The sequence below is a fragment of the Paenibacillus sp. ICGEB2008 genome, from assembly GCF_000307675.1.
Classification (GTDB): domain Bacteria; phylum Bacillota; class Bacilli; order Paenibacillales; family Paenibacillaceae; genus Paenibacillus; species Paenibacillus polymyxa.
Map to the genome: position 1 here is coordinate 258,221 of NZ_AMQU01000006.1, position 18,554 is coordinate 276,774.

Here is an 18,554-nt window from a genome sequence, read left to right on the forward strand (position 1 = left end):
ACCTTACATAGGAATTCAACGAAAGGGGACAGGATGATGTCACCTAGACATGGAGTAAAGCTACAAGATATCCTGAAGGCTGCTGAGGATATTGCCAATGAACGTGGGATGGGAGATGTCACGCTCACTACGCTGGCGCAAAAGCTGCATATTCGTCCTCCATCTTTGTACAACCATGTGGACGGGTTGAACGGATTGCGTCATGTGCTAGCATTACATAGCCTCGAAAAGTTAGAGGAGGCATTGGTGAGCGCAGCCGTAGGCAGAGCAGGCGAAGATGCGCTGACTGCTATGGGGAGAGCGTATATGCAGTATGCGCGCGAGCGACCTGGTTTGTATGAAGCGATGCTGTATGCAACCGACCGAAATGATACCGAGCTAAGACATGCAGCGGATCGCGTAGCGGAACTTGTCATTACCGTGCTATCCAGTGGCTACGGTTTCAACGAAGCAGATTGCATTCATGCAGCGAGGGGATTCCGTAGTCTTCTGCATGGTTTTGCCTCGCTTGAACAAAAGGGTGGTTTTGGTTTACCTGTGGATGTGGATCGGAGTATCGAAGTGATGATGGACACCTTTTGGGCAGGTCTTCGCGTGTTACAGCATAAGCGAGATGTGGAGCATTCAGAAAAAAACTGAGTTCAATCTGATATAGCCCATATGATTGCGTCCTGGACTCAAAGGGTAAAATATATCAGTATAAAGTAGATGAGAGACCGTGAATACAGGAGGGATAAGAGTGAACGTATTGGTGATTGGTGCCAATGGAAAAGTAGGCAGACAACTCGTTCGCCTACTGGGGCAACATGAATTGCATCGCGTAAAGGCGTTGATTCGCAAACCGGATCAGGCCGAAGCGCTTGAACGTTTGGGAGCAGAAACGGTAGTAGCTGACCTTGAAGGGACAGTTGATGAAATTGCTGCAGCTATAAAAGGCAGCGATGCTGTCGTGTTCACGGCAGGCTCCGGCGGCAAAACAGGAGCGGATAAAACACTGCTCATCGACCTTGATGGAGCAGTCAAGGCGATGGAGGCCACTGAGCAAGCGGGTATCCGGCGCTTTATTATGGTCAGCGCTCTACATGCGGAGAACCGGGAGCAGTGGCCCGAATCGATTAAGCCGTATTATGTGGCAAAGCATTATGCAGATCGCTTGCTGGGAGCGAGCAATCTGGATTACACGATTCTTCGTCCCGGCGGGCTAACAGATGATGAGGGTACTGGCAAGGTTGCTACTGGTGAAGATCTTACCAGCCATACCATCTCACGTGAAGATGTAGCGGCAACGGTGGTAGCAGCACTGGAGGAAAAACTGACGTATCATCGTGCGATTGATTTGGTGTCCGGCAGTACGCCTATTGCTGAGGCCATCCGGTAGAGCTAATGAATTGAAAGACATGTGCATAATATGAATAAAGGCAGACCCAGAGGTACGATTCCGGGTCTGCTTTTTGCTTTGTATAATCCTTTCCTTTAACGCTACGTATGACCAAAAAACCAACGTACCGATGGGCATATTACGAAAAAATTTGCCTAAAACTAATTACGTTAATTATAATACTAATATAATTAGTTTGCGATCAAGAAAAGGAGATGAGATAAAATGCGTATCGTTCAGGTGCAGCATGTGTATCAATTGACGTTTATGCCCCGGCTGTTCCCGGTGAACTGTTATTTGGTGGAGGAGAAAGAGGGGCTTACCCTGATCGATGCCGGATTGCCATATAGTGCTCAGGGTATTGAACAAGCTGCGGCGCGCATTGGACAGCCGATTGTACGAATTGTACTTACCCATGCGCATGGGGATCATGTAGGTGCGTTGGATAAGCTGAAGGAAAAGTATCCTGAGGCACAAGTATTCATTTCAAGACGAGATGCTCGGCTGCTGAAGGGTGATGTATCGTTGGAGACAGGCGAACCGGACACTCCTATTCGGGGCAGCGTGCCAAAGAATATCCTTACCCAGCCTGACGTTTTACTGGAGGATGGGGATCATGTGGGTTCGCTGCTGGCAATCAGCGCACCGGGACATACGCCAGGCTCGATGGGGTTTTTGGATACCCGTACCCGTGCGTTGATTGCAGGTGATGCCTTCCAGACTCGGGGCGGTGTTGCGGTGGCGGGAAGGCTCAAGCCGCTGTTTCCTTTTCCGGCACTAGCTACCTGGGATAAGGAAGTTTCGCTGGCAAGTGCCAAAAAGCTGGCGTCTTACAATCCGTCTCTATTAGCAGCCGGTCATGGCAACATGCTGAAGCATCCACAATCTCAGCTGGAAAAAGCGATTATGGAGTTGGAGCAGCAATGTTCAGTGCGATGATTACGTATTCAGCCAACATTCAGCCAGAACTCACAAAGTCCTAAGCTAAGGCAGATACAATATGAGGAAAATAGAAACAGAGAGAGGTGCATCGGATTTGAACGTTTGGAAAGCGAACGGTCTGAAATATATACTTCTATTTAGTCTCATATTGTGTGCTGCCGTTAGTATCGTGTCGTTATGGAGTTACTCAGGTAGTTCCGCGTCTCAGTCTGCGGCAGTGAGGCAAGGTCCATCCGGCGGGTTTGGAGGAGAACCAGGCGGAGGTATGGGAGGGCCGGGGCAACGTTCCTCTGACGGTCAGACTGCGGGGAACCGTGGAACAGGAAATGTAGGACAGGACCAGCAGAATTCGTCCTCAGCATCTACGGATGCGACGAACAGCTCTGACGGCAAGAATCAGGGGACGACAAACTCCACTACTGAGAATCCATCGATATCAGGTGACAAAGGCACAACGGCCGGGAATGATACGCCTGCATCGGGCGGCAGTGGTATTGCTAGAGACGGACAGCACAACAGAGGTCCGGGTGGCATGTCTGGTAACGGATCTGGAATGGGCATGGGCGGTCCAGGCGGTGGTATGGGTGGTGGAAGGAATGGAAATTCTTCATCTGCTTATGCTACTCCGATGGCGATTTTCGCCGCTTTGTTCTTCGGTGCGTTCGTGTTTATTGCTTACCGTTTTCGGGCTCAAGAATGGAAGCTCGGGGAACGTAACCGGGGACTGATGCTATGGACTGTGCTGGGTGTGGGGTTCTTTTTAAGAATGGCGATCGCCCCATGGATCTCGGGTCACATGGACTTAATGCTATTCCGAAACTGGGCTACGACAGCAGCGAATAGCTTGTCAGGCTTTTACACGAATGGTTCCAGTGACTATCCACCGTTCTATATTTATATTTTATATGTGATCGGTAAAATCGGCTCTACGGATGCTTTCAGTCCTTATATGTCCGTATTGCTGCGGCTTCCGAATATATTAGCCGATATCGTGACAGCGTACATGCTGTACCGGTTGGCAAGCAAACGGGTCGGCTATGGAGTGAGCCTCGGATTGGCCATATTCTACGTGTTTAACCCGGCTGTATTTATCAATTCGACCTTCTGGGGACAGGTAGATTCATTCTTTACCATGCTGATTGTAGGCATGATTGTGCTGCTGGTGGAAAACCGGATCGGCTGGTCCGCTGTACTGTTTACGATAGCGGTATTAATGAAGCCACAGGGCATTATTTATGGGCCGGTTCTGTTCTTCGAGCTGCTGAGACAGCGCAAAATACAGCCTTGGCTGTTGTCCATTGGTGGTGCCGTTGTGACAACCATTCTGGTCATATTGCCATTTTCATGGGGGCAGGAGCCATTATGGCTGCTTGATTTATACAAGGGGACAGTTGGCGAATATCCATATGCTTCGGTGAACGCGTATAACTTCTTCGCACTCATTGGTGGCAATTATACGCAGGACACTACAACGCTGTTCCTGTTCAGTTACCATACATGGGGTATGATCTGCATTGTGCTGGTGACTTTGTTTACATGGTGGATGTATATCCGCAGTCGGAAACCACAGTTCGCAGCAGCAGCTGCACTGGTACTCATTGCAGGTGTATTTACCTTCGCTTCCAGCATGCATGAACGGTACCTGTTCCCTGCGGCCGCGTTAGCTGTACTGGCGTACCTGTATTTGCGAGATCGCAGATTTTTGTGGCTTGCGGGTGGATTCAGTCTTACGATTTTCCTGAACACCTTTGATATTTTCTATAGCTCCAATTCTCAGGATCATTACGGTATTATTTTGTGTGTGACATCATTGCTAAACGTGTTGTTGTTTGTGTATTTGGTCAAGGTAGTGTGGGATTGCTCCAGGCCGGCTACAGTTCAGGCTGCGCCTGCCAAGGACATGGTTCTCCCGGAGCTTCCATCGGAGCAATTAACATGGGGAGCGTCATCCCAAGGTGTGAACACAACGATGGAGAAATAGCTGATAGCAAAATGTAAAGAACAAAAGAAACCGCTCTTTGGCAAATGGGAAGTGGCCAAGTCGCCACAAGCCATAAGCTCAAAGAAGCGGTTTTTTATTTAATCCATATATTCGTTCAGTTTCTGTACATCGCAGATGGTAATCTCTCGTGTACCTTTGATATGAATAATCCCCAGTTGTTCAAATTTTCCGAACTTGCGGCTGATGGTTTCACGTGTCACACCCACATAATTAGCCATTTCCTCGCGTGAGAGGGGGAGATTTATTTTAATATTGGAGCCGTCTGGCTTGCCGTATTTATGTCCGAGTTCGAGAATCATGTAGCAATACGGATTTCCGGGTCTTTGGTAGCCAGACTTTGAGCCAGGTTTTCAGTATGTGCCAAGCGTTTGGTAATCGTTTTAAGCAGCCTCAAAGAGATATCGGGATTGTTGCGGATCAACTCCTCCATATCATCCTTGGTGAGCATACAAATATCAGTATCCTTTAAGGCGTACGCACTAAAATTACTCAGCTCGTCGTTATTAAATATGTTCAACTCACCAAAAAAATCGCCAGTAGTCAGAATGTGTAGAATTTGCTCTTTCCCCTGAGGTGTCATCTTCAGCAGCTTGACATGCCCGCTTTTAATAATGTATAGCGTATCCGATGCCTGTTCCTCGACAATCAAGGCCTCGCCTTTCTGATATTTTCGGTGCCGGATCATGGAGCTAACCTTGCACAAATCTTCGCAGGACAAAGAGGAAAAGATAGGCACTTTGCGGGCACAGGGCTCCTGTTCGCACTGGCAGGGGCAGGACATTTCATTCACATTCATTCACTCCATTCATCAACCGGAAACTAAAAAGTATAGTGTGTTCTTGTTATTTTGTATCATCTATAGGGGCAAAATGGCTTTGATCCTCACCGCAGACTGGACAAACCCAGTCCTCTGGAAGGTCTTCGAACGCTGTACCTGGCATCACGTCTTCATCAGGGTCACCTATAGCAGGATCATAAACGTATCCACAGGGCTGACATACATATTTTTTCATTGTTAATTCTCCTTGTCATCTAAAATTTTTGTAAGCTCTGGTGCGTCCGGACTGAGTCCTTGGGTAATGGCTGCTTTATATGGAAGTGAAGCAAGAGCATCTCCGAAGCCAATCGCGCCACAGATAGAGCCGTTTTGTATGAACATACGTGTATAAGAAACTTGATTTTCACGGGTCAGGCTGTTGTCGCAGGCCTGTTCATCTACCAGACCGATGGAAAACAAGGGGCATTCATAGCTGTTGGACAGGGTGGCAGGAATGGGACGCTGGTAAGCTGCGGAGGCGCCCGCCATATTAGTGCCTGCTATTTTCCCTTGTTCCATAGCACTTTCCCATAATCCATCTACTCTATTGTGGAACTCGGCTACATCACCTGCTGCGTATATATTGGGGAAGCTGGTCTCCATCTGCGCATTCACCTGAATGCCTTGTCTGATATCAAGACCGATTTGGCGAGCAAGCTCCGTATTAGGTACAATGCCGATAGAATACACGACATGTTCACAGGGAATAACAGTGCCGTCCTGCAGTTCTACGCCCTCTACATGCTCCGTGCCTGTAATACGCTTTACGCCTTGTCCAAGGCATACCTGGGTGCCCTGTTCGATTACTCGGCGGGTCAAAATAGCGGATGCCTTTTCATCTAGCTGACGGGGCATCAGCCGTTGCGAAGCTTCCAGAATGGTGACGGCATATCCGGCTTGCTGGAAGGACCAGGCGGTTTCTACACCCTGAATACCGCCCCCGACGATACATATCCGGTCTCCCTCTCGCAATTCCGCTTTAAGTCTGTCTGCATCTTGTCGAAACCGAATGTTGTGAACGTTCCTTAGTGAAGCCCCGTCCAGCACCAGCTTACGGTTATGGGCTCCTGTACACAGCAACAGCTTGTCATAAGCAACGGTTTGTCCATTTATTGTTTCGATGGTGCAGTCCTCTGCGTGTATCGCGGTGATCTTTATGCCGGAATAAACGTTAATCCGCTGATTGGCAAACCATTTTTCCTTTTTGATCAGGATTTTGTCGCTATGCAAGTCAGTAAATAGCGCCTTGGAAAGCTTGACTCTGTTATACGGAAGGGAGGATTCTTCCCCGTAAATCGAAATTTCGGCTAACTCATCATGATCTCTAATTGCTTTTGCCGCGTTGATAGCGGCCACGCCGCCTCCGATTATAACGTAATGTTGGTTACCCATTCGGCATCTCTCCTATTCCTCTAGCTTTCTGCGCTAAATAACACTAAGCAGCAGATCTGAGACAAATTCAGCAGCATTTTTTATTTTTTTCACTTTTTCATCTTCTGTAGGAGAGAAGCGAACACGTACCGGAAATTCCACATGCGTCATACCCGTTGACTTGATTACATCTGAAGTACTTTGGACTTTCATATTAGTACCGTTCAAGTAATCCTGTACGACCTCAATGGCTTCACCGCTCCAGCCATAGGAGCCAAAGGCGGCAGCAAGCTTGCCTTCCAAATTCATCTTTTGCATTTGTTGCAGCAGGTCTTCCAATTTGCCTGTCATGTCGGCATATTTGGTAGAGCTACCGACGAAAACAGCATCCGCTGAGGCAATACTATTTAATATCTCGGTTTCATCCGCCTTATCTACATCCCATAGCTCCACCTTGATTTGGTTCTCCAAAAAGCAATCTCTCAGGATGTTTGCCATTTTTTTAGTATTATTTTTTAAGGTGGCATAAACAATCGCTACTTTTTTATCATCCTTGGTTTCGGTGCTCATCGATGCGTACAAATCAATAAATTTGGCAATATCATGTCGGATCGCGAAGCCGTGGGAAGGAGCAATCATCTCAATATCCAAGTCAGATACAGCTTCGATTAATGTACGCACATATCTGCGATGTGGATGAATAATAGCCTGGTAGTATCCGATAAAATCCTCGGTAATATCAAAACCGGCCTCATCGGCAAATAGATGCTCTACAGCTACGTGTGTGCTGAAAATATCGCAAGGGAACAAGATTTTATCTTCCACGCAATACGTAATCATGGTTTCCTCCGTATGGAGGTAAGGTGTTTCCTTAAATAGCAGTGTCTTGCCTCCAATATCGAGTTGATCCCCATCCTTGATTACGAGGAAGTTCCGATGCTGGAGCTTGTACATCTGCTGAATTTCCGGAACGGCAATCTCAGTGCAGACAATGGTGGCGTTTGCTGCCTTGGAAGCAAGGGCCGCCAACCCGCCGGAGTGGTCCGGTTCCGTGTGATTGACGATTATATATTGAATATCCAACGGGTCGATCAATTCCGCTACAGCTTCGGCAAATTCTCTACCGAACGCCATATCTACGGTATCTATAATGGTTGGTTTTCCGGTTTTTAGTAAGTATGCATTATAGGTTGTACCCTTAGATAGGGTAAGCCGATGAAAGGGTACCTCACGATTATCGATTTTTCCTACCCAATATATATTCTTTGCCAGCTTGAATCCTGGTTTCATAGGAATAACCTCCTGTTGTTTTGGTTTGTCTAACACAATTTGATTCTAGCTAGATGTGATGATGAAAAAGATGATTGAAATCAAATTTTTGAATATTTCAAAGTATTTATGACTTAAATTTATGTTTGTGATCGCAATCACAAGACGAGCGTAATAATCAAATACAATAAGACTATATAGGCCCAATCCAATTACAAACAGGAGAGTGAATCTACATGAAAAAATCAAACCTCATTCAATTTCAGGAATATAAAGAAGCTGCATTTACAAAACGAATTGTGCATAAGGAAGCTGACAATGTTATTTTTATTCTCAACTTCACCCCTAATGCTGAGTTGCCAACACATAACCATCCAGGAGCGAATGTATATTTGCTCGTTCTTGAAGGAAGCGGTACTGTAACTGTAAATGGTGAACAAACGGAAGTTGTCCAAGGGGATATGATCCATATTACTGGAGATGAGCACTTTTCCTATCGTGGTGGTGCGGGAGCGAACTCCAGCCTGCATGTGGTGTTGACCAAAACGCCAAGTGAAAGCTACGCACAAAATGTATAAAGTATAGAAATAACAAGAAGAGAAAACGCAATCCAAATATAAGAAAGCCGCTTGGTTTAAATGACCAAGCGGCTTTCTTATTGGAGAGCCACACCCCGAAATAGACTATACATTCCCCTCTGAGCTGGATGACTGTATCTGTGACAACGCTGGATGTCTGTTCATCAACAAGCCACTATAGGTCACGGTTGTGTTCGGCGAGGAAGCAGCTGGGGGCAATAGTTTTCACGCTTTGGAGCGACCTTATGATGAAATCCCGTCTGTACAAACTGCTCTCGAAGTGCCACAATACGTTGCAAAGGCCATATTTCTCCAGCTGGGATATCGTGCAAGGCCCGCGAAGTAGTCAACCCCAATAAAATAACGTTTCATTGAAAGGAGGAGGCAGGTTATGAAGCTGCATCGAGCCATTGTGGTGGATGATGAAATATTCACCCGCAAAGGGCTAATTCAACTTGTGGATTGGGAAACCTGTGGCTTTGAAATCGTGGGAGAAGCTGATAATGGTGAGGATGCGCTGGAGCTAATCAGTCGTCTTCACCCGGATCTGATCATTACCGATATTCGTATGCCTGTGCTGGATGGATTAGAGCTGATTCGATCCGTACTCGAACGGGGTACCCAACATCCTGCTTTTATTATCATGAGTGGTTACAGTGATTTTACTTATGCACAGCAGGCACTCCGCTATGGAGTGCATGATTTTATACTCAAGCCGGTTGATGATGAGGACTTTTCGGCTACACTGCGCAAGCTGAGTGAAAGATTGCACCGTGAGCAACAGAACGCGCAGCGATATCAACACCACCTTACAGGCGGGCTGTTAGAGACGATGATGATGAACCCAGTGGATGATGCAGTGGTGACACATTGGGAGCAACAGTTGCGGCTTGGAGAAGCCACGTGTATGTACTATGTACTTGTTGAGCTGAATGATCAGCATCCTTGGCGCTCCGGTGACGATGGTGTCATGCTATCGCTTTTCCAGTTCAGGGAGCTTATAGAGCAAGCGCTTCATCGTTTAATGGACGGCAAGTACCCCCTCTATGTCCATGAGCATCGTAACCGGGTTGGTCTTATCGTACCGGACTTCTTTTTAGAGGGTTTTGGAGCCAAAGTAGAATTGTTTATGAAAGCGCTACAACAGGAGATAGAGGGGATGGAGTCAGTAAAAAACCAGTTGGGAATTCGGGTATTCGTTTATGCGGGAAGTCCTGTAAATCGGTTGCGGGATATCCAGCAGTCTTATGCCAGTGCAAAGGAAGCAGTGCTTCATAAATACATTCATGACCCTAGTGGTATTGTTATCTTTTTACAGGATGAAATGCCATCCCTCCACTATAGGACCATTCGTCAGGACGTACTGGATAGCTTGACAGAGCAGGTGGAGGAGCTCCAATTGGAAGAGCTACGTGCGACCGTAGGTTATTTATTTAGCAGCTTTCGGGAAGAGTATTATGCTCCTGAGGCTATGAAAATGAGTCTGCATCAATGCGTTCTTAGTATCGTGCGGGTCATTCAAAACATGCAGGGAAATGAGCGCTCACTCCAGTCACTGGAACCGATGATAAACTGGCAGGATATGAATCTGTCGTTGGGTGAACTCCAACGATTGTTTACAGCCTTTGCCGAAGAAAGTGGAAAATATATTGGGACGTTGCGCAAGGAATGTCAGCAGGGAGGAATCCAGCACATCCGTGCTTATATTGAGCAGCATGCTGCCGAGAATATAAGCCTGAAAAGCATAGCGGCTCACTTTTACATGAATCCGGTATACCTCGGTCAATTGTTCAGAAAAACATACGGGGTGTACTTTAACGAATTTCTGCTGAAATTGCGCATTCAGGAGGCGAAACGCCTGCTGCGGCAGACGGACCTGCGTATTTATGAAATTGCGGAGCGAGTGGGCTTCGGCAGTTCAGACTATTTTGTGACTCAGTTTGAAAAGCTGGCGCACGTCACGCCAAGTGAATACCGCAATAGCCTAAGTGCTGGGTACGAGCCAGAGAGGTCCGGCGAATGAAGAGGCTGAGAACTATCCTGGATCATATACGGCTGCGAGATAAAATGCTGCTGCTTTATTTCCTCTGTGTTTTTACACCTATCGTGCTGACCAATCTGATCTTTTACCATGTTACCTCGCAAAATGTGAAAGAACAGCGTATTCAGGATATTACGCGCGCACTGGAACAAATTAAAATTGAATTTTACCGGGAATTTGAAGATGCGATGGAAATCTCGTCTATCTTTTATACCGATTATCGACTCAATGAGGTGTTGGAAGAAACATATCCCCACCCTGCTGACTATATTGCTGTTTATGACTCTTATTTACGTCGTATCTTAAACAATACTTACAGTCCTGTGTACCAATCCGTGGGTGGAATTACGATCTATACAGATAATCCAACGCTAATGGATTCCGGGGGAATCAGCTTTATAGATGAGAGGGTCAAAAGCTTCCCCTGGTATACCCAAATCCCGCCTGGACGCCAGTCCAAGCCTATATTTGTCCGTACTGACGACAGTACCGCTGAGCAGCTACACCCCTTCAGCCTGATTCGACGGATGAACTATTTTTATTCCCAAAATGGTCGTGAAAAAATACTGAAAATAGAGCTGCGAATGTCATCCATTCGGGAGATTTTCAATAACTTGAACTTGCAGGGGAGTCTCTTTCTGCTTAACGAACGGGGAGAAGTCGAATATACAAATGACCCCAAGGTTGATATAAATCATAAGAGCGTGGCCTATAGCACCCTCAAGCTACCCAATGACACCATGGAATTCAAGACTCATTATGTGCTTACGAATAATCTGAACGGCTGGAGCATTGTGGCTGCGGTATCCAGAGATGAAGTGTTGTATGAAATGCAGGAACCTCGCAATTTTGCGCTCTTGTTAACCTGTGTAAATATGCTGCTGCCCACCTTGATCATTATCTGGATTACACGTTCGCTGAACGTGCGGCTTCATCGCATTCTGAAACATGTGAAGAAGGTGAAAAATCAGCATTTTGAACTCATTCCAGGTATGGACTCGAGTGATGAAATCGGACAGCTCACAGGTGAATTTAACCGGATGACGCTGAGAATCAAACGACTGATTAACGATGTCTATATGGCCGATATTCAGCGAAAAAATCTGGAGATTCAGCGTAGGCACGCCCAGTTGAATGCACTTCACAGCCAGATCAACCCCCATTTTCTGTTCAATGCGCTGGAGACGATTCGTATGCGAAGCCTGATGAAGCATGAGGATGAGACAGCCCGCATTATTCATAATATGGCACGGATTTTCCGCAATTCGCTGGTGTGGAACAAGGATCGGGTTACTTTGCGGGACGAGCTGGAGTTGATCCGTTGTTTTCTGGAAATCCAACAATATCGCTTTGGTGAGCGAATACAGTACGATGTACAGGCACGCTCCGAAGACTTGGACAATTTGATTCCCAAAATGGTCGTACTGACGCTGGTTGAAAATGCAAGTATCCACGGCATTGAGCCGCTAAAGCATGGGGGACGCATTGAGATTCTTTTTGAGCATGAGGAAGAACGACTGATGCTAACGGTTCGGGATGATGGGGTGGGCATGTCTGCGGAACAGGTGCAGCGCTTATATGGTTACATGCAAAGGCAGGAAGAAATGGGTGAGCGTATAGGTCTGCAAAATGTCATCTATCGTCTAAAACTTTACTACGGCAACCGCTTTAAGCTGGTCATTCGCAGTGCCCCCGGCGAGGGTACGGAGATTCGTATAATGATTCCTGCGGATCGGGACCTATAGTTTCCTAAGTAACACCTATAGATTGACAGGTGAACAAAATGAAAGGCATTTTATAAAATGAAAGTGCTTACAATTTGCTATTCACACACAATCGACAAAAGAGGCCGAAAGGGGAAGGTCTGGCATGACAAGCAAAAGGTTCGGAATCATCAGTCTGGTAATGGTTATGATGGCATCTATGATCGCTGCTTGCTCAGGGAGCTCGGGTAAGGAGCCTGCGTCGGGAGATAGCAAGGAGAAGGTCACATTCACGTATTTTAATGCCACGGCGGGAAGAGACATTAATACCAATGAAACGCGGATCGGAAAAATACTGGAAGATCAGACCGGCGTGAACTGGAAGCTGGAGCATTTGGTAGGGGATTCGAATACGAAAATCGGCACGTTTATTGCCAGTAATGACTATCCAGACGTGATTGTACCTGATGGCACGATTGATAAACTGCTGGATGCCGGGGCTTTTATTCCCCTGAATGATTTGATCGATAAATATGGGCCAAATATCAAGCGTGTATATGGATCGTACTACAATCTGATGAAAGCGGAGGATGGGAATATCTATTTCCTGCCGTTCAGTGCGGTGGTCGGTGATTATTTGTCTGCTCCTAATATAGAGCAGGGAGCTTTTTGGATACAGCGTAGAGTGTTGAAGGAGGCGGGATACCCAAAAATAAAAACTTTAGATGAGTACTTGGCTCTGATTCGGAACTATGCGAAAAAGCATGCAGACGAGGGATTAACCGGGTACTTGGCGTTAACCACGCAGGATAGGTTTTATGCGCTTACGAATGCGCCGATGCATCTGGCAGGCTATCCCAATGATGGCGGCACGATTATTGATATGAAAACACACCAGGCGACGGATTATGGAGATGAGGAAATCACAAAGCGGTATCTCCAGGAACTGAATCAGCTTAACGCAGAGGGCCTATTCGATAAATCCTCCTTTGTAGACAATTACGACCAATATTTGGCGAAGCTAACCTCGGGTAAGGTGCTGGGCTTTTTCGATTATCGCTGGCAGGCAGGGCAGTCTCTAAATAACCTGCAGGAGGCTTCCAAGCGTTCGGGTAATGATGATCTGGAATATGTAGGGCTGCCTGTTGTATACGACCGGAATATAAAGGATCAGTATCTTGATCCGTCGTCATTTGTTAATAACCGAGGCATCGGAATTACAGTCAGTGCCAAGGACCCGGTACGTATCATCAAATTTTTCAACAATCTGCTGACCGACGAAAACCAGGTATTATCCAACTGGGGGATCAAAGGTGAAACCTATGATGTAGATAAAAATGGGCGCTTTTATCGGACCAAGGAGCAAATTAAGAAGACGGGTGAGGATGCGTTCCGTGACTCATTTGGGTTCAAATATTTTGAATACAGCTGGCCGCGGTACGGTAACGGTTCTTCCTTGCCCGACGGCAACTCGGCTAGCCCCGGACGGCAGCCTGAGGTTGCGCGGATGTCGTATACCGAAGGTGATAAAAAGCTGCTTAAAGCGAACGGTGTAGAGTCCTTCTCGCAGATGTTTTCCGCACCTGACGAGCGTCCATGGTTCCCAGCCTGGAGCATTCAGGTTGATCAAGGCTCGCCTGCGCAGATTTTCCAGCAAAAGAAAGGAGACCTGCAGCGCAAATATTTCCCGCGCTTGGTACTGTCTGCACCGGCACAGTTTGATGCCATTTGGAAGGAATACACCACCGAGTTTAACAAGCTGGATGTGAAGGCCTTTGAGGAGCTGATCACGAAGGAGGTTGCCAAAAAAATCAAGACGGTCGGGAAAAAATAAAGGAGGAAGCAGCTATGAGCTACACGTCACCGCCACCTGTTACGACCTCCTCGGGCCATTTGCCGCTCTCACGGCGAACCGGCTTTAGGGGATTTATACACAAGCTGAATCAGCAGCGTGCACTCGTATGGATGTCCGTCCCTTTTTTAATCTGGCTGCTTATTTTTAAATATTTGCCTCTTTGGGGCTGGACGATTGCCTTCCAGGATTTTAAGCCTGCCCGCAAGCTGCTTGATCAGCAATGGGTTGGATTGAAGCATTTCCGTTTTCTATTTCAGGATGAACACTTTCTGCGGGTGATGCGCAATACGCTGGCGATGAGCTTTATTAATCTGGTGCTGGGATTTGTTACCGCTATAACACTAGCAATTTTGCTGAATGAGCTTCGTCAGATTGTATTTAAGCGAGTGGTGCAGACGATCAGCTACTTGCCACATTTTATTTCGTGGGTAGTTGCGGCCAGCATTATTAGTACGGCGCTATCAGCAGACGGTGGTATTGTCAATGAGGTGCTGATGTGGCTTGGACTCATTAAGGAACCTATTCTGTGGTTGGGTGAGGGAAGCTACTTTTGGGGGATTCTCGGATCGTCGGAGGTATGGAAAAATGCCGGCTGGAATACCATCATTTATTTGGCCGCGATGACCACGATTGACCCCTCGCAGTATGAAGCGGCCGAGATGGACGGAGCAGGGCGGTTTCAGCGGATTTGGCATGTGACCTTGCCGGGACTAAAGCCTGTATTTATCATCCTGCTCATAATGAACATTGGCAACCTGCTGGAATCAGGCTTTGAACCGCAATATTTACTGGGCAACGGCATGAACGTGGATTACTCGGAAAACTTAGATATTTTCGTCCTGAAATATGGTATCCAGATGGGGAACTTTTCACTTTCCATTGCTGCTGGAATGTTCAAAACGGTGGTTAGCTTCATTCTGTTGTTTAGCGCCAATCATATTGCGAAGCGGTTAGGGGAGGAGCGGTTGTTCTAAAAAAGAGTGAGTTACGGGGGAGAAGGTCGCTTCGCGTGCGGATTGTTCTTCCGATCACTGTTATCCCCGGATTTTCTTATTGGAATAAAAATCATAGGTTAAAATCCGGGAATAAAGGTGAACGCTCCGCTTCTTTAGAACAATTCCGCCCGCTCCGCTGCTATCCTCCGTAAAGTCATTTTTTAAGAACTGAGGGTTGTAGCAGGGGAACTTGCTCATCCATTCTACAGGGAAGGTCAGTGGATTTTTAACAGGCCGCTTCGCGGACCTCATCAAGACCTTACCAACGAACTACAACACGACTTCTTATAGTCCCAAAAATAATCCACATAATTCACTCCAATTGCCACTAGATATAACCACTCAAAATGATAGTTCCAAGTAACAGTACCAACAAACTCTAAGAATAATCAATCGGATTTAAGTGCAGGACTAGGCTATTTTTTAGAAAGGAGAGGAAGTCATGGGCAAAGGGAAGGCCATACACGGGCGATTTCGGGCGCCCTCGGATCGGATTTTTGATGCGTGCAATGTTGTGTTTATGCTGTGCCTAATGGTGTTCACGCTGTATCCATTTTTAAATACGTTGGCGGTTTCATTAAATGAAGCGAATGACTCGATTCGGGGTGGGATTTATTTGTGGCCGCGTGAATTCACGTGGAGTAATTATGAATTTGTATTCAAGGAAGCGACGATTTTTCATGCTACGTTAATTTCTGTATTACGTACGGTCGCGGGTACAGTGACCTCAGTGTTTTGCTGCGCAATGGTGGCGTATACGATCAGCCGACCGGAATATGTGCTGCGCAAATTTGTTTCGATTGCTTTTATTTTAACGATGTATTTTAGCGGTGGATTGATCCCAAATTTTCTCTTGATTCGTGAACTTGGGATGCTGGGAACCTTTTGGGTGTACATCGTGCCGGGCTTGATCGGGGTGTTTAATGTCATAGTCATTCGCTCCTTTATTGAGGGATTGCCAGAGGGGATTTTGGAGTCGGCACGTATTGATGGGGCTGGCGAGTTTGCTACTTTTATGCGCATTGTTTTGCCGCTGTGTGTGCCAGTGCTGGCAACAGTATCCCTGTTCACGGCGGTCTCGCAATGGAATTCCTGGTTCGATGTATTTTTGTACAATTCGTCGTATGAGCAATGGAGCACTCTCCAATATGAGCTGATGAAAATTCTACAAAATTCCAATACGTCCGTTAACGCTCAGGACTATGCCAGCCAATTTGCAGGGTCGGAAAATTTGGCGAAGGCGGTTACGCCTACCTCTATTCGTGCCACGATGACGATTGTTGCTTCAGTGCCTATTATTTTAGTCTATCCGTTTTTACAAAAATATTTTGTGAAGGGTATGACCTTGGGAGGCGTCAAAGGATAGTGAATATTTTACATTCATTCTAAGAGCCGTTTCCAATCCGCAGATAACTATAATCCAAGAGTGCCAAATATGAATTCAAAAATTTGAGTGCAGGAGGGATTGCTGTGCGGTCATGTTGGTATACGCCTTTTTGTCTGGTACTGGCTGGAGTGCTGTTGTTATCACCTATCGGATGGTGGGGAACGTCTGTAGCGAAGGCAGCTTCGTCTATGGAACATTCTCCGTCGGTTTCGGACAAGGTGCTATCGGCAGGGAAGATCATTAAAACGTATGGATTTGAGCAAGGAAACAGTGACGGCTGGAAGCCCCGGGGAGCTTATACCCAAATTGCATCCGTCACGGAAGCGGCCTATGGCGGTACGCACAGTCTGAAGGCAACCGCTCGTACGGCGGCTTGGAACGGAGCAGAGCTGGATGTGAAGCCGCTGCTGCTGCCGGATGTGGAGTATGAAATTAGCGGGTATGTAAAACTGGACGGCAATGCGGCAATTCCAAGCGTGATTAAGCTTACGATGGAGCAGCAGCCGACAGGGGGGACTACAGCATGGAAGACTGTAGCCCAGACTGAAACAGCAGATACTTCGTGGATTAAACTTCAGGGGAGATATACGTTTACCGGGGAGATGAATGCATTGAAGCTGTATGTGGAGAACTCGAACCCCGCTCAGGCCTACTATGTGGATGAGGTGGAAATTAGGCAGGTATCAGTAACACCAACGAATCCTACAAGTGGGATTGTATCTGGGTTTGAAGATGGCACAGCCCAAGGTTGGGTATCCCGCTTAGGAGCCGAGACTGTGCAGGTCTCGAATGCCGATGCACGGACCGGCTCATACAGTCTGCTGACAACAGGCAGACAAAAGGCATATGCCGGTCCCAAGCTGGACGTGACTGCCACGATGCAAAAGGGCAACCGTTATACGGTCAGCACCTGGGTGAAGCTGGCGCCGGGTGAGCAGCCTGCCAAGGTGAGGCTCAGCGTACAGCGTGATTATCAAGGACAAAGTGCATATGAAACGATTGTAGGCGATACGGCGATTACGACAGGAGGATGGATGCATTTGGCTGGCACGTATACGCTCGCACATGACACAGATGCCGTTTCTATGTACCTGGAATCGCCAGAAGGGACGTCTTCCTTTTATATGGATGATTTCGAATTGTCCCTGGTGCCGCCGCTGGCGATTGAGAAGGACATACCTTCTTTGCATGGATTATATCAGGGACAGTTCAGCATCGGCACAGCGATTGAGGCTTTCCAGACCGAAGGGGCTTACGGAGAACTGGTACAGAAGCATTTTAACAGCGTCGTTGCAGGGAATGCGATGAAGCCTGTCTCCTTGCAACCATCCGAGGGGCAGTTCCATTGGGAGGAAGCAGACCAAATTGTGCAATTTGCAAAACAGCACGGATTGGAAATTCGTTTCCATACCTTAGTGTGGCATAACCAAACCGGGGATTGGATGTTTAAGGACAAAAATGGACAGCCGATGACACCGACTGCTGAGAATAAAAAGCTTTTGCTGGACCGCCTGGAGACGCATATTCGTGCTGTTGCCGCTCGTTATAAAAATGTTATTACCGATTGGGATGTGGTGAATGAGGTCATTGATCCTGATCAGCCAGACGGCATGCGCCGTAGCAAGTGGTATCAGATTACAGGAACCGATTATATTGAAAAAGCGTTCCGTGTCACGAGGGAAGTGGCGGGGCCAAACGCGCGGTTGTTCATTAACGATTACAATACCCATGAACCGAAGAAACGGGATTTTCTGTACAATCTGGTGCGTGATTTGCTTGCCAAAGGTGTACCGATTGATGGCGTAGGTCACCAATCGCATATCCGCCTGGAGTTCCCTACTATTGCCGAAATCGAGCAATCCATCGAAAAGTTTGCTTCACTCGGGCTGGATAATCAGATCACAGAGCTGGATATGGGCCTCTACTCTAATGATACGGATCGCTACGAAACGATTCCTGAAGCTCTACTGATCCGGCAGGCTCATCGTTATCAGGCGCTGTTCGATATGTTTACAAGACAGCAGGAACATCTCAGCAATGTGACGATTTGGGGGACAGATGATGGCAATACGTGGCTTACTACATTCCCGATTGCCCGGCTGGATAAGCCGCTGCTGTTCAATGAACGGTTAAAGGCCAAATATGCATATTGGGCGCTGGTTGATCCATCCAAAGTGCCGCCGCTGCCAGTAGGGAGTAATGAATAAATGATTTGA

At 47.1% G+C, this 18,554-nt stretch carries 14 protein-coding genes and 1 pseudogene; 11 read left to right on the plus strand and 4 right to left on the minus strand.

The window, feature by feature from the left end:
- The first annotated feature begins 36 nt into the window (after positions 1-36).
- The 4 genes from C400_RS0104675 (at position 37) to C400_RS0104690 (ending at position 4,301) form a co-directional block, all read left to right on the plus strand.
- On the plus strand, positions 37-639 hold the full coding sequence (locus tag C400_RS0104675) for a TetR/AcrR family transcriptional regulator (RefSeq protein ID WP_017426132.1): 603 nt from the start codon (positions 37-39) through the stop codon (positions 637-639).
- 100 nt (positions 640-739) lie between these two features.
- Positions 740-1,378, plus strand: a complete 639-nt coding sequence (locus C400_RS0104680; protein ID WP_017426133.1) for an SDR family oxidoreductase — start codon at positions 740-742, stop codon at positions 1,376-1,378.
- A gap of 225 nt (positions 1,379-1,603) precedes the next feature.
- Positions 1,604-2,317 carry an MBL fold metallo-hydrolase gene (locus C400_RS0104685; RefSeq protein ID WP_017426134.1) on the plus strand — a complete coding sequence of 238 codons (714 nt, stop codon included), beginning with the start codon at positions 1,604-1,606 and terminating at the stop codon, positions 2,315-2,317.
- A 268-nt stretch (positions 2,318-2,585) separates the two neighbouring features.
- Positions 2,586-4,301 (plus strand): glycosyltransferase 87 family protein, encoded by a 1,716-nt coding sequence (locus C400_RS0104690; protein WP_017426135.1) that lies wholly within the window; start codon positions 2,586-2,588, stop codon positions 4,299-4,301.
- A gap of 98 nt (positions 4,302-4,399) precedes the next feature.
- Here the strand turns inward: C400_RS0104690 and C400_RS0104695 are convergent.
- The 4 genes and pseudogenes from C400_RS0104695 to C400_RS0104710 form a co-directional block, all read right to left on the minus strand.
- A pseudogene (locus C400_RS0104695) lies at positions 4,400-5,103 on the minus strand (Crp/Fnr family transcriptional regulator).
- A 61-nt stretch (positions 5,104-5,164) separates the two neighbouring features.
- A complete protein-coding gene (gene rd, locus C400_RS0104700) occupies positions 5,165-5,335 on the minus strand; it encodes a rubredoxin (protein ID WP_016822672.1) in 171 nt (56 codons plus the stop codon).
- A gap of 2 nt (positions 5,336-5,337) precedes the next feature.
- Positions 5,338-6,531 (minus strand): NAD(P)/FAD-dependent oxidoreductase, encoded by a 1,194-nt coding sequence (locus C400_RS0104705; protein ID WP_017426136.1) that lies wholly within the window; start codon positions 6,529-6,531, stop codon positions 5,338-5,340.
- A gap of 33 nt (positions 6,532-6,564) precedes the next feature.
- Positions 6,565-7,800 carry an FprA family A-type flavoprotein gene (locus C400_RS0104710; RefSeq protein ID WP_016822674.1) on the minus strand — a complete coding sequence of 412 codons (1,236 nt, stop codon included), beginning with the start codon at positions 7,798-7,800 and terminating at the stop codon, positions 6,565-6,567.
- A 215-nt stretch (positions 7,801-8,015) separates the two neighbouring features.
- On the opposite strand from C400_RS0104710, the gene C400_RS0104715 reads away from it, so the two are divergent.
- The 7 genes from C400_RS0104715 to C400_RS0104745 all read left to right on the plus strand — a co-directional run bounded on the left by C400_RS0104715 (position 8,016) and on the right by C400_RS0104745 (position 18,545).
- A complete protein-coding gene (locus C400_RS0104715) occupies positions 8,016-8,357 on the plus strand; it encodes a cupin domain-containing protein (RefSeq protein WP_016822675.1) in 342 nt (113 codons plus the stop codon).
- Between the two features lie 391 nt (positions 8,358-8,748).
- Positions 8,749-10,380: a response regulator transcription factor gene (locus tag C400_RS0104720; RefSeq protein ID WP_016822676.1), complete on the plus strand. Its 1,632-nt coding sequence runs from the start codon at positions 8,749-8,751 to the stop codon at positions 10,378-10,380.
- Entirely contained in the window at positions 10,377-12,143 is a 1,767-nt protein-coding gene (locus tag C400_RS0104725) for a sensor histidine kinase (protein ID WP_017426137.1), read from the plus strand. The genes C400_RS0104720 and C400_RS0104725 overlap by 4 nt, the downstream gene beginning before the upstream one ends.
- 124 nt (positions 12,144-12,267) lie before the next feature.
- Positions 12,268-13,935, plus strand: a complete 1,668-nt coding sequence (locus tag C400_RS0104730) for an ABC transporter substrate-binding protein (RefSeq protein ID WP_017426138.1) — start codon at positions 12,268-12,270, stop codon at positions 13,933-13,935.
- A 14-nt stretch (positions 13,936-13,949) separates the two neighbouring features.
- Positions 13,950-14,930 carry an ABC transporter permease gene (locus C400_RS0104735; protein ID WP_017426139.1) on the plus strand — a complete coding sequence of 327 codons (981 nt, stop codon included), beginning with the start codon at positions 13,950-13,952 and terminating at the stop codon, positions 14,928-14,930.
- A gap of 463 nt (positions 14,931-15,393) precedes the next feature.
- Positions 15,394-16,317 (plus strand): carbohydrate ABC transporter permease, encoded by a 924-nt coding sequence (locus C400_RS0104740; RefSeq protein ID WP_016822680.1) that lies wholly within the window; start codon positions 15,394-15,396, stop codon positions 16,315-16,317.
- A 104-nt stretch (positions 16,318-16,421) separates the two neighbouring features.
- A complete protein-coding gene (locus C400_RS0104745; RefSeq protein ID WP_017426140.1) occupies positions 16,422-18,545 on the plus strand; it encodes an endo-1,4-beta-xylanase in 2,124 nt (707 codons plus the stop codon).
- Positions 18,546-18,554: the final 9 nt, after the last annotated feature.

Bases quoted from the DNA above. Each gene is read 5' to 3' on its own strand.
- C400_RS0104715 (WP_016822675.1), top strand. From the start codon at position 8,016: ATGAAAAAATCAAACCTCATTCAATTTCAGGAATATAAAGAAGCTGCA.
- C400_RS0104730 (WP_017426138.1), top strand. From the start codon at position 12,268: ATGACAAGCAAAAGGTTCGGAATCATCAGTCTGGTAATGGTTATGATG.
- C400_RS0104710 (WP_016822674.1), bottom strand. From the start codon at position 7,800: ATGAAACCAGGATTCAAGCTGGCAAAGAATATATATTGGGTAGGAAAA.
- C400_RS0104690 (WP_017426135.1), top strand. From the start codon at position 2,586: ATGGGAGGGCCGGGGCAACGTTCCTCTGACGGTCAGACTGCGGGGAAC.
- C400_RS0104725 (WP_017426137.1), top strand. From the start codon at position 10,377: ATGAAGAGGCTGAGAACTATCCTGGATCATATACGGCTGCGAGATAAA.
- C400_RS0104735 (WP_017426139.1), top strand. From the start codon at position 13,950: ATGAGCTACACGTCACCGCCACCTGTTACGACCTCCTCGGGCCATTTG.
- C400_RS0104720 (WP_016822676.1), top strand. From the start codon at position 8,749: ATGAAGCTGCATCGAGCCATTGTGGTGGATGATGAAATATTCACCCGC.
- C400_RS0104675 (WP_017426132.1), top strand. From the start codon at position 37: ATGTCACCTAGACATGGAGTAAAGCTACAAGATATCCTGAAGGCTGCT.
- C400_RS0104740 (WP_016822680.1), top strand. From the start codon at position 15,394: ATGGGCAAAGGGAAGGCCATACACGGGCGATTTCGGGCGCCCTCGGAT.
- C400_RS0104705 (WP_017426136.1), bottom strand. From the start codon at position 6,531: ATGGGTAACCAACATTACGTTATAATCGGAGGCGGCGTGGCCGCTATC.
- rd (WP_016822672.1), bottom strand. From the start codon at position 5,335: ATGAAAAAATATGTATGTCAGCCCTGTGGATACGTTTATGATCCTGCT.
- C400_RS0104685 (WP_017426134.1), top strand. From the start codon at position 1,604: ATGCGTATCGTTCAGGTGCAGCATGTGTATCAATTGACGTTTATGCCC.